Source organism: Moritella sp. PE36 (genome assembly GCF_000170855.1).
Lineage (GTDB): Bacteria > Pseudomonadota > Gammaproteobacteria > Enterobacterales > Moritellaceae > Moritella.
In genome coordinates, this window is record NZ_ABCQ01000009.1 from 75,442 (window position 1) to 87,713 (window position 12,272).

The window sequence follows — 12,272 nt, forward strand, 5'->3', positions numbered from 1 at the left end:
TAAACTGGCCCGGTTTTGTATCTTTCTAACACGGGCTAAATTATTTTGCATACTCTATCTCAGCTAAAATCTGGTGAATTAACAGGTATTAAGCGTTTAACATTATCAGACAACCTAACCGCTTTTCCATTAGAGATCTTGTCACTGGCGAGCAGTTTAGAGATCCTCGACTTATCGAATAACCAGTTAACAACGCTACCAGCAGAGATTGCCCAGTTAACGAAGTTGAAGATCTTGTTTGCATCAAACAATCAATTTGTAACGCTACCTGAAGTACTTGGCCAATGCCCTAACTTAGAAATGGTTGGCTTTAAATCAAACCAAATTAACCAAGTACCTGAAAATTCGCTACCAGTAAAACTACGTTGGTTGATCTTGACGGATAACCGTCTTGAAGTTTTACCGGATTCATTAGGCGAACGTCCACGCTTACAAAAATTAGCACTAGCGGGCAACTGTTTGACTGAGCTACCTCAGACTATGTCTCAGTGTCACAACCTTGAACTGGTACGTATTTCCGCTAACCGCCTAACAGCATGTCCAGAGCAATTATTTGGTTTACCTAAGCTGGCTTGGTTTGCATTCTCGGGTAATCCATTCAGCCAAACTAGCGTATCAATTGATAGCGTGCCGCAATTAGCATCATCAAGCTATACATTGCAAAACGTACTGGGACAAGGCGCGTCAGGCGTGATCTCAAAAGCAGTGTGGAATGAGCAACAAACGCAATTCCCTGATGAGATTGCGGTAAAAGTATTTAAAGGTGAAGTGACCAGTGATGGTTATCCAGAAGATGAGTTACAAGCTTGCTTAAAAGTCGGTAACCACCCTAGCCTAGTGCAATCGCTTGCGCAGGTAAAAGAAGATGGTTACTTAGCCCTGATCATGAACTTGATCCCAGCACACTACGCAAACTTAGGCTTACCGCCATGCTTTAATAGCTGTACGCGTGACACCTTCCCAACTGGATTTAGCTTGTCTATTTCGCAAATTGACAAGATCGTGGCACAGATGGAAGACGTATTTGCTCATTTACACGACAACCAAGTTTGCCACGGTGATCTGTACGCGCACAATACCCTGTTTGATGTGGATGCGAATATCATCTTTGGCGACTTTGGAGCGGCAACTATGTATCACATGTTAACGGATACACAGCAAGCGCAAGTGAAACAAATTGAACACCGCGCATTCGTGCATTTCATTGATGATTTATTAAGTGTTTGTGTTGAAGCAGACCAAGGAAGTGAAGCGTTTAAACGCCTTAAACTGCGCGTTGGTTAAAGGCTGATTAGCTAGCCCATTTAACTCACATCAAGATAACGAATTGACTGATATTAAATGGGCGCTAAGATAATGATGATAATTTATATTTTTACTAAAGCTTAAATTTATCGTTCTTATAACGTGCCATTGCAGCAACGTCTTTATCTACAACAGTTTGCCCAACTGGGGCAAGTGAGATAACCGCTAATTTCAAATGTTGCAGCGCAAATGGAATACCGATGATAGTCACAAAACAGGCTATCGCAGACATCACATGGCCGATTGCCAGCCAAACACCCGCAAAAATGAACCACAACGCATTACCAATGAAACCAACACTGCCGGTACCGATATCTTCAGCGCGCGTTAATTCGTCTCGATAGATGGCTTCTTTACCAAATGGGAAAAATGAGAAACCGGCGATAACAAAACAAGAACGCCCCCAAGGAATACCAACGATACTAATAAACGCTAATATGCCGAATAGTACCCATGCAAGTCCCATGACTGCGCCACCAAACAGAAACCAGATTATATTACCAAGTGTTCTCATGTTATCGCCCTATATCGATTAAATATAAATTAATGCAGTACATTGGCTTTTGACTGCAAAAACACAGTTAAATTCAAAATTTATCTACCCTATCGATTATCTAGTTTAGAAAATTTTAGCTTTCATTATATGCTGAGGGCCTGCAGCACCACCTAGGTATAACTCGCCTGTATCTTGCAAACCCGCTTTTTGATAGCAACTGACAGCCCCGGGATTCTGACAATTCACCGTCAAATATAGCGAGTGATAGTGAGGGTAGTTTTCTTTAAGGTATGGAAGCAGTGCCTTTACCGCATTACTACCTATGCCTTTGCCTTGCAGTTTCGCATCAATGACAAATGTTCTAAGCCCAACGCTCGGTTCTGAACAAAATCCGAATGTTGACGAATAAGCGATATCAATTTTAAAAAATCCAACAACGTCATCATGATACTTGATGACATGAAGATGCATGGTTTCGCTACTATCGGCAAGAAACGCGTCCACCGTACTGGCAAATTTAATCTGTTCTTCAGCTAACGTAATGTGATGAATCGCACTCATATGTGACGCATTTAATTTTTCAATGTTAATCATAATCAGTCACCTCGTCTTAAATACAGTAAGTAAATACAGTAAGTAAATACAGTAAGTAAATACAGCGTTAGCATACTGATATTTAATTTAAAATTATTAATTAAAAATAATTAGCTAGATTCAACCTGCGTCTTAATTACAGACTTTTCACGCGTCAACCACCAGCAAATTAACGAGGCGATTGTCACCATTACCACGCCCTCCCAGAACTTAGTCGTCAACTCGATATCCAATATCATTGCCGAAAAGAAGGTCGATAAGATTGGTGTGAAATAAGATAACGTGGCTAAAAACACCATGTTGCCACCAATAATACCGATATTCCACAGCGCATAACCACTGCCCATCACGATACCCGCGAGTAACAAGTCAAACGTCGCTTCAGTCGTAAATACCATGGTAGGTTCATTGCTTATCAAGTATTTAATCCAAAGCACAATCGCAGTGCCAATAAAGAACCAAGTAATACCATTCATACCGTTGGCGAGTTTCTTGGTTACATTACAATATAGCGCCCAAATAAAAGCTCCAACAAACGCCATTGAATAACTGGCCGGATTGGTCGCAATATTACTGCTTAATTGACTAATAGAAATACCGTCATCACCGCCCACGGTCCATGCGACACCAAAAAATGACAACGCAATTGCAGGGTAAAGTAACTTGTTAACGGGTTTATCACTGATAAATACCGCGAGCAAGACCGTTAACGAAGGCCACAAGTAGTTAATGACGCCCATTTCTACCGCTTGGGTGCGGTCGTTTGCCATGCCTAATGCCAAAGATAAGCAAATCTCATAACTGATAAACAGTCCACCGCCAATGAGTAAATAGCGAGGCGGAAAGCTTTTAAGCTTAGGAGCACCTAAAACAATCAGCAAAAATACAGAGCTGACAGTGTAAATCATCGCAGCGCCGCCAATCGGCCCTAATTGCTCGGCGACATTACGGATGAGCCCGACTATAGTGCTCCACAGTAAAATTGCCAAGCACCCTGCAAGGGTAAATTTGTGTGTATTAATCAATAGGATGCCTTTGAAATAATTCAGTAGTGAGTAGGTCAAGTCAAAGAATGACAAACATGCACAATACTACTTTTCTTGGTATAGGGGGTAATAAAATATCGGGGGGGAGTTTAATCTTGGTTTGAATTACAGAAATATTCCTCGCATCACGAAAGATGCGAGGAATATAAAATGATTATTAGCTACGGCTAGTCACGTCTAACAAATGATAACCAAATTGTGTTTTCACTGGGCCTTGAACTGTATTTAAAGGCGCAGAAAATACCACTTTATCGAACTCAGGAACCATCATACCCGGGCCAAACTTGCCTAAATCACCGCCTTTAGCGGCTGAAGGACAGTTTGAATTTTTCTTCGCAACGTCAGCAAAATCAGCACCAGCTTCGATTTGTGCTTTTAATTCATTACACTTTGCTTCGTCGTCTACTAAAATGTGTCGTGCAGTTGCTTGAGCCATGTTTTTTTCCTTTGTTTTACTGGGGGGTATAAATTAAAATCAGTGTAAGACAAAAAAATAAAAAAGGCGAGGAATGGTTAATATCCACCTCTACTGTTTAACTACATCACGCTCATAATTTAACCTTTTTGCTGCATCTATCGCGTAGTGTCCTTTGTCCGTGTATTAGAATAAAAATATAAACGAAACTATCAACACCGCGTATAAATCACAATTGAATAGCGAAAACCCATACTTTTTTGAGCTGATTAAAGGCCTTACTAGCGAGCATATGACAATGACGTAATTTAGCAGAGGGAATGACAGCATCTTCGTCACTCTCTACAAACTTTCGTAATATGAGTCTCTCCGTGAATCACATCTATATCATCCCTGTATTTGACGTCAAATTAGCTGTCTTCACAAAACCGAAACAGGTACCCATTAGGGTCTTGCACAATGAATTGTTTTTGAGTGGCTAGCTGGTCGTTACATTCGTAGGTTTTCGTTTCCAGTTCCATATAAATAGAGCTTGGTGATAATGATTGAATACGATCATAGATATTATCAATATCAATTGTATCCCATTGGAAATTAACACCGCGACCAAATGGTGTATTCATATCACCCGTTAGCCATTTTCTTCCTTCACTATTTAACCCTTCTAACATCAAATCAACACCGTCTAACGTTAGAAATAGAAACTGTTCTTCTGGGCGTTGATATTTAATACTAAAGCCAAGAATATCGACATAAAAGTGCTTGCTTACATCTATATCGACACAATAAAGCTCTGGTACAACCCTTAAATTCATCAGTGATGTCCCTATCTAGACACAATAAAATCCAGTTAAAGACTAGCAACATTAACCGAGTTTGACGGTTCATTAACAGTTACCCTTCTTTGCCTGACCTGGTGGGCAGAAGTGACCTTTTGAGTCATGATTATCCTTTGTACTCACTTTTATTTCTACGTTATCAACTTCCCCCTCTACACGGGTTAGCTGACAACCGCCAAGTATAAACAAGGTACATAGCATCAAAATTAGAGTTTTCATAAACCAAACAAACCTTACTTTGTTTTACGTGTACTACTAATACTAGTAGAAAGATCATTTACGAAGACAAACGGCTGCAATAAAGAATCAAGCCACAAAAGATATAACTAACATTGGCTAAGCAAATACGGGCCTAAAAAAACTACGCTCATAACTCACAATACAGTTTGTTTCTTCTGCGAACTGAAAAGCTTTTATACACTCTTGATCATCAAATGATTTAATTCGATATTCCTCGTAAGCAGCCAAACTTGGAAACGTAAATAACGCCAATGCAATATTGTTTGCACCTTCCGATGGCAAAAAATAACCATTGTGCTGACCACCAAATTTCTCAACCAGTGGGATCCACATTTTAGCGTACGCTTCAAAATCTTTAACCTTTGAAGCGTTAATCACATATCTCAAATAACAAGTAACCATATATACCAACTCCCTTTTAGTAATGCTTATATTTCCCGTTTAATCGTGGTGATATTAAATCAAATTTATTCAACATCTACGCTCAATTTTTATTGTATAGGATCATTAGGTGCGTAAACAACTAAGCCATTTCACGCTTGCAGTTAAGCGATATTCATCCTAAATACTCTTTTAGTTGAGCCATGATCGGCGGTATTGTCGGGGCACAGATGCTAGGTACTGCTTCAATATCAAACCAGCTCACTTCACGACATAAATGAGGTTCGGCATTTATTAGTTCACCTTGCCAATCATCGCACACGTAAACATAATGCTGACAATCCACATTAGGATCAGATAATTGAATTAAGAAATTAAGATTGATAGGCTCAACACCCACTTCTTCTAATGACTCGCGTAACGCACTTACTTGCGGGGTTTCGCCAAGTTCAATTCGACCATCAGGAAGGCTCCATTGCTGATCGAGAAACTCGGTATTTTGACGAAAACCAAGCAGTACTCGAGAGTCTTTAACGAAAATTATTTGGACTACATCTTGAATCATTTTAATCCTTAAACATGGTTTTCTCTACGATTTAATGCCCATATGTATTGTGAATTTAACAAAAATATAACTAACTCAGCTCAAGATTGACTTATAAAAGACGACTTTTTATTTTATAACCATAGGCTAATTTGAGCGATTAACAAAGCAGCCACTTACCATTTCACGCCATCTGTTTGACAGCTAATGCCAGCCGCTCTAAAGTGTGCTCCAACCCTTCATATGGAGCAAAGATGCACTCACCTTATATCAATACTTGTTTCTTAAACGGATTTAGCTCTCTCGTGCTTTCTAAAGGTGGAAACGTGTCTGCTCTTTACGAATCAGTTGGTTTAGATAAAGCTATATTTTCAGAAGAGAGTTTGCTTATTCCTTATGACAAGTTTGTCTATCTTTTGGAGGCCGCAGCGGCGCAGTTAGACTTCCCCGACATCGCGATGCAGTTAGCTCGACAGCAGGATATGATGATCTTGGCACCATTAGGTTCGATGCTCAGCGATTGTAATAATGTCTCGGAAGCATTAGAGGTGATCGTTAAATACCTAAAGATCTTAGTATCTGGCTATCAAGTGGATATTCAGGTACAACAAGACCACTTCACAGTAAGCTTTTATCTTGAACAGTCTCATATTCAGGAGTTAGTGCAGTATCAAGATTATGCAATGGCGAGTGCGGTAAATATTCTCTATGGGTTACTCGGTAGATCTTTTCCAATTAGAGCCTGTTATTTTCTTCGTAATGAACAAGATCAACAACGAATTTCTGAATATGCCCAATACTTTGGCTGTCCGGTCGCTTTTAATAATCATACCCTTTCACTTACCTGTGACAATTCGGTTCTACAGCTCGACATCGGAAACCTTGTTAAACAGCTTAATACCAGAATCAATAATACCAAGCCAGTACACAACGAATGCATCGTGAAACGGGTTTCAAATGCGATTAGTTTTTCACTAACCAATAGCGTATATAGATTAGAAGATATTGCATCATCGATGCATTATAGTCAGCGTACTCTCCAGCGTAAATTAGGTGAACAAAACACCTCATTCAGCGCGCTGCTTGATTCCGTCAGATTCAATATGGCGAATCAATATTTGAAAAACTCTTACTACCGCCAAACGGATATCGCAGTACTACTTGGTTATAATAGTTTAAGCGCATTCAGCCGCAGTTATCATCGCTGGAGTGGTATTTACCCTAATGAAGCTAGAAAACGAATGCTAAAAGAGTAATCAATCTCTGCGCCTAACGTTATAATTAAGGATTATTACTTAGCGACCAAATATGTCAATATTTCCACAATTTGGCTTGGTGTAGTGGCCCAAGATTGCGCCGAACCATCAACTTCTTTTAAAGCATGGATCAGGCTTTCATCATGCAGGGTAATATAAGGTTTACCTAAAGCCGCACAGTAACCAGCATCGAAGGCAGCGTTCCATTGTTTGTACTTTTCACCAAAGCGGATGACTGCAAGATCACAATTTTTTATAGCCGTTTGAATGCGAATGGCATTCACTTTACGGTTTTCCCCAAAATCAAAATGATATCAAAGACAATTAAAACTGATAATTAACAATTACTTACAAACAGAAATCACGACATTTTCAATTGACAACTATCAAATAAGGTATTAGCCTTTAACTAACTAAATAATTTATCAATGGTGTTAATGTGGATACGGGACAATTAAACTACTATCCGAAGCTGAAAACGATCTTGTCGGAGAAATACAGTTCTGAAATTAAAGACATTTTATCATCCATATGTCCAGAAAGCTCAGTTGGAATATTGAATATATATTCAGTATTCGTGGATGTCGCAGTGCGACAATCTGGTATTCCATATAACGCATTAGACATCAAAAATAATGAAGGTAAATTGAATCACCACTTTTCAGCTTTAATTGGCTTTGTATATTGCGAAATGACCAACATATCTATAACTGCGCGTGGTCACTATAGCTCTCTGCTCAAAAGAACGATGAGCCGATTAGCCTCTCAATATAACATGTCATTACAAGATATTAAAATTAGGGTGTCCAAAATATCTGATGATGTTCAAAATTGCATTACACAGTACCAGTCAATGAATGTGAATGCATCACTCGTTGAATATTACTCAGGTTGGGCGTGCAAAAGTAAGGAGTTGCAATCAGTAAATCTGCACATTGCCCGGATACATGATGCTTATGGCTCTGTATTCACAAAGAAAATTTATGTAACGATATCAAACTATATACGAACCCAAAAAATCACATCAGCAAGGGGCATAGTACCTCAACTAACATCACTTCTAAATGAGTTCACAGAGCACTGTTTAACAATCAAGGCTTTAAAACATTCACTTAAAGCTGAAAACTCAACCGCATTCATGCTTAACGTTTTTAACTCCATGTTACTAAAAACAATAATAAACGAACAAGATGTAAGATCTTTTACCGTTACATGGTCTTCCGCTATAATTCCTCGTTTCACCTCTTGCTTTATTGAAGCTGGCTTATTTGAAGAACCGTTAAAGCCCTTTATTACACCTCTATTTAAAGGGCCAAAAACCAGTTCTCAAGTTATTTCTTTGGGTGGCAAGTCCACACAAGAGGAGAAGGATAGATGGTTTGTTGATATACCACTTGAAATCAAAGATGAGGAGACGTTAAACATTATTCATCAACGTCTTAATCGTGACCTTGAGCACATTAGAGTTGTTAGTCAGCAATTAGTCGATGACATAATCCAACGACATGGACGAAATATTGCTTACATAAAAAAGGGTAAAGTAAAGCCTCATCCTTACCATTGGTCAATGAATGTGCCCGCAGGATCTAACTACTTAGAGACTACAATAGCAACATTTTATCACCACGGGTTTGGAGTAGGCAGTGATACAGGGAGTTTTTTGGGATTCCCTGGTGAAGGTTCCAAATTAATTCACGAATTAAATCTACCCACTAGCGATACCCTCATGGCTTTTACTGCCCTTCTTGTGTTGGAACATCCTAAAATCACTCCAAGCTGGCTGCAAGAGTGGGTATTGTTTGATGAAAAAAACACTAAGGTAGGCTTAAAGCAAGTTGGAAAACAGTGGATTGCGATTAGCTATAAGAATCGCAAAGGTCCAGGTATGGCTCAACAGGAGGTGGTTTTGACTGAATATTCAAAGATTCTTGTTGACGGGTTAATTGAGCACACTCAAATTGCAAGAGAAGCATTGAAAAAGAAGGGGGGCAATGATTGGCGCTACATGATGCTTACAGCAAATGTACAAAAACCACGTAGAACTTTACACTTAAACGCACGATTAGCTAATGCATCTAACTATCAAAATTCGCTTGTGGTTGATTCCTTTGATGAAAATGGAGTGCTTATTCTAAGCAAGTCTGACGCCAAAGGTTTAGCGTCTTTAATCACACCTAGAGGTATTCGTAAAGCTCGAGGACTTCAAATCTATTTAGAAACTCATTCAATCAAAGCTGTAGCGGAAGCACTTGGTCATAAAGAGGCTAAGCTGGAAATACTAAAGTCATATCTTCCGGAATCACTGATGGATTATTTTAATTCAAGATGGGTTCGCATATTCCAAAACGCGATTATTTTTGAAGCTTTGCAGGATTCTCCTTACCTATTTGACGCATTAGATTTTGACGCGAAAGCACTCGATGAATTCTTGAAAAACCATCGGTTAGGTGACTTACCCGAACACCTTGAACGAGCCGGTTCAGGCATTGAAGATGAAAAAAAACAGATTCAAATAGAAGAGTTAGATGAGTTAACGTTTACGTTAAGCACGCCATTATTTCAAGTGTTGATTGCGATTCAACATATTATTGAAAATGCCGTAGAAAAGGATTTATTCAGTCCAATTATAGAAAAGTGGTACGAATCCGCAGTTTTCGTTTTAAGTCATTTCTCCTTAATTAAAAAAGCTAAAAGTTACAGAACACCTCCTTTGGAAGCCAAATCTCTTTATGACAAAGCTCTGAATAACCCTCTTAATTTAATTTCCTTCAAGGAGAATATGCTGTGTCGTTAAAGTTAATTGAAAGTATCGCTAACGCTTCTACCACTCTTTCAGAGCTTACAAAAGAAGATTTAAAATCAGTAGCTGATGTATCTGTCGCAAATGGCGATTTTAGAGCGCTAGAGGTTATAACCAATAGCTTTACGAATATTTACGATTACGATGAGCACAATCCCTATTGGTTAGAGTCCAAATTTTCATCATTTACTTGGCACATAAAACTAATAATCAACAAAAAAGTAATCAGGAGGGTTATTGACTGGGATGCTGTTATTCTGAGCAATGGTTCAAAACTTACAAGTAAAGATAACGCGCCTTTACTCAATGCTTTTAAATACTGGATAACTGCAACCGATAATCCATTAGAAAACGGCGGAAAAATAAACACACAAAGCGCAATCAATGCAACCATCTTAAGAGTTATCGTACTTATTAACAGTTTACTGATTCATGGCGACATTATCCATCTTTCATCGCAACACCTGTCAGGTCTAAATGATGATTTTTTAATGGACTTATTCGTTAAATTAGGTACTGGCGGTGTAGAAAATGGGATTTATGATTATCACAACAAAGTCCGTAAGTTTTTACTTCAAAAAATAATCCTAATTAGTGATGACGATGCTAATGATTTCGAAAAGAAGCACCCGTTTATTACACGCTCTTTACTTGATGAAGACAAAGTGTTGCGCCTATCTATCGCAGAAAGGATTAAAGCTTGTTGCTGGCTTGATAGCATTGGTTATTATCTGCAAAAATCGAACACTAAACTTCGTGGAAATCGAACTACAACGCTTCTTACTGGTTCTAATTCAGTGTTGTTCGATCTACTTTATGCTAATCAAATAATACCCACTCTGACCACTTCCCTTTCATACATCGAAGAATTAAAGCTTGGTGACAAAAATCAAAGGACAGAATACCTCGTCATACCCAATAAAGATATTTCTACAGTTTTAAGTGAGCAAATTCTAGTAGTATATATCAATACCTTCAAACTACTTAACGTCGTAAATGGAAGGAATGAGGTAAGCAAGTTTTCACCGACAGCAATGAAATACATATCATCAACTCGTATTAAAGAACATATAAAGCTTAGAATAAATGGGCGAACCAAAACACTCCCTCCCAAGCTAGTGTTTAATTTAATCGAAGACTGTTATGAGTTTGCTCGTAAGTATCAAGATGCCATTTTAGATTCTGTATTACTGGTATTTAAAGAACAAACTAAAAAGAACAAAGATAAAAAACACGTTTGTATTGATGGCAAGCAAACAACAAGAAGCGAACACACTGATTGGGTAAAAAACGAAGCAATTACGTTGGTTCATGATAACTTAAAAGAAATGGGCGTGGAGCAGCTTTATGTTTCTCGTACTGATAGCAATGCCTTTAACAAAAGGCGTAATAATCATGGGTTATTTGATCTATACCATGTGCTAATGGGCTCTATTCAGATATTGACGGGTGTCATCATGGCAAAGCGTATTGATGAGTTAATCAGCCTGAAGCCTCAAGGAAATCTATCCCCGCACCTCGACCCATCGAGTGAAAAAGGTCAAAAAACAGATTACCAATTAACGACAATTGTTATGAAGTCGGGTATAGGAGGTGAGCACGGAAGACACGCAACCATTAAACGTCCGATACCACGTTCCTTTGCTTTACTTATATGGAAACTAGAGCAATTTAATCAGTCCATTATTGAGTTTGGACTCAACAAAGGGCTGTTACTTCTGTTTAATAACTTATCCCTCAACTCATTTACCTTATCTAGCATTAATCCAAATACATATAGTGCTCATTTAAATGCCGTCTGCGATTATTTCGAAACGCCGCTTGTGAAATTTGGAGATAATGAATTACGTCGCTATTACGTTCGCCAACACCAATTACGACGATTTATTGCGATGGTGTTCTTTTGGTCAAAAGGATTTGATGGTTTAGACACTTTACGCTGGATGCTCGCTCATACTGATATTGAACACTTATACCGCTACATCAGTGAAACTGAAACTGGTGCCGTTCTAAATGGTGTTAAGGCATCTTACATTGTGGAGGAAGCACAGAATCAAAAACTTGAAAATATTGATGCGTTAGCTGATCTTATTGCCAAGCGATATGGAGTAGCGAAAGAAAACATCTCACTTTCAACAGTTTCCGAAGCTATTGAAGATTATGACGATGGTTATCAAACTATTCCTAGCATTGAGCAATTGAAAGACCAAGAAGCTCTAGAATCTCAGGTAATTGAACTTTTAGACGATGGTTTAATCACCCTTGAACCTGAATTTTTTACGGTAACCCAAGGTGGGAAAAAGATTAACGATTTTACACTAACGCTTCAAGTCAAAGAACTAGATTAAGGACGATA

The 12,272-nt window shown here is 38.6% G+C and carries 12 protein-coding genes and 1 pseudogene; 4 read left to right on the top strand and 9 right to left on the bottom strand.

Annotation, left to right across the window (positions count from 1 at the left end):
• The first annotated feature begins 45 nt into the window (after nt 1-45).
• Complete coding sequence (locus PE36_RS07870) at nt 46-1,284, top strand: leucine-rich repeat-containing protein kinase family protein (RefSeq protein ID WP_006031459.1); 1,239 nt, start codon at nt 46-48, stop codon at nt 1,282-1,284.
• 94 nt (nt 1,285-1,378) lie between these two features.
• Here the strand turns inward: PE36_RS07870 and PE36_RS07875 are convergent, their stop codons facing one another.
• The 8 genes from PE36_RS07875 to PE36_RS07905 form a co-directional block, all read right to left on the bottom strand.
• On the bottom strand, nt 1,379-1,819 hold the full coding sequence (locus PE36_RS07875; protein WP_006031460.1) for a YccF domain-containing protein: 441 nt from the start codon (nt 1,817-1,819) through the stop codon (nt 1,379-1,381).
• A gap of 105 nt (nt 1,820-1,924) precedes the next feature.
• Complete coding sequence (locus PE36_RS07880) at nt 1,925-2,395, bottom strand: GNAT family N-acetyltransferase (RefSeq protein WP_006031461.1); 471 nt, start codon at nt 2,393-2,395, stop codon at nt 1,925-1,927.
• 110 nt (nt 2,396-2,505) lie between these two features.
• The gene (gene yddG / locus PE36_RS07885) at nt 2,506-3,420 is read right to left on the bottom strand and encodes an aromatic amino acid DMT transporter YddG (RefSeq protein WP_043994266.1); all 915 of its coding nucleotides are present in this window, start codon (nt 3,418-3,420) and stop codon (nt 2,506-2,508) included.
• A gap of 178 nt (nt 3,421-3,598) precedes the next feature.
• Nucleotides 3,599-3,877, bottom strand: a complete 279-nt coding sequence (locus PE36_RS07890) for a peptidylprolyl isomerase (RefSeq protein ID WP_006031463.1) — start codon at nt 3,875-3,877, stop codon at nt 3,599-3,601.
• A 389-nt stretch (nt 3,878-4,266) separates the two neighbouring features.
• Nucleotides 4,267-4,671 carry a VOC family protein gene (locus tag PE36_RS07895; RefSeq protein WP_006031464.1) on the bottom strand — a complete coding sequence of 135 codons (405 nt, stop codon included), beginning with the start codon at nt 4,669-4,671 and terminating at the stop codon, nt 4,267-4,269.
• Nucleotides 4,672-4,743: 72 nt separating this feature from the next.
• The gene (locus PE36_RS24545; RefSeq protein ID WP_006031465.1) at nt 4,744-4,914 is read right to left on the bottom strand and encodes a hypothetical protein; all 171 of its coding nucleotides are present in this window, start codon (nt 4,912-4,914) and stop codon (nt 4,744-4,746) included.
• A 117-nt stretch (nt 4,915-5,031) separates the two neighbouring features.
• Nucleotides 5,032-5,337 carry an NIPSNAP family protein gene (locus tag PE36_RS07900; RefSeq protein WP_043994268.1) on the bottom strand — a complete coding sequence of 102 codons (306 nt, stop codon included), beginning with the start codon at nt 5,335-5,337 and terminating at the stop codon, nt 5,032-5,034.
• A gap of 154 nt (nt 5,338-5,491) precedes the next feature.
• The gene (locus tag PE36_RS07905) at nt 5,492-5,881 is read right to left on the bottom strand and encodes an NUDIX domain-containing protein (protein WP_006031467.1); all 390 of its coding nucleotides are present in this window, start codon (nt 5,879-5,881) and stop codon (nt 5,492-5,494) included.
• 305 nt (nt 5,882-6,186) lie between these two features.
• On the opposite strand from PE36_RS07905, the gene PE36_RS07910 reads away from it, so the two are divergent.
• A complete protein-coding gene (locus PE36_RS07910; protein WP_006031468.1) occupies nt 6,187-7,116 on the top strand; it encodes an AraC family transcriptional regulator in 930 nt (309 codons plus the stop codon).
• A 35-nt stretch (nt 7,117-7,151) separates the two neighbouring features.
• On the opposite strand, the pseudogene PE36_RS07915 reads toward PE36_RS07910, so the two are convergent.
• Nucleotides 7,152-7,412, bottom strand: a pseudogene (locus PE36_RS07915) (YtoQ family protein); the annotation flags it as partial.
• A 143-nt stretch (nt 7,413-7,555) separates the two neighbouring features.
• Here PE36_RS07915 and PE36_RS07920 point away from each other — a divergent pair.
• Nucleotides 7,556-9,910 (top strand): hypothetical protein, encoded by a 2,355-nt coding sequence (locus PE36_RS07920; protein ID WP_006031470.1) that lies wholly within the window; start codon nt 7,556-7,558, stop codon nt 9,908-9,910.
• The gene (locus tag PE36_RS07925; protein ID WP_006031471.1) at nt 9,901-12,264 is read left to right on the top strand and encodes a hypothetical protein; all 2,364 of its coding nucleotides are present in this window, start codon (nt 9,901-9,903) and stop codon (nt 12,262-12,264) included. The genes PE36_RS07920 and PE36_RS07925 overlap by 10 nt, the downstream gene beginning before the upstream one ends.
• Nucleotides 12,265-12,272: the final 8 nt, after the last annotated feature.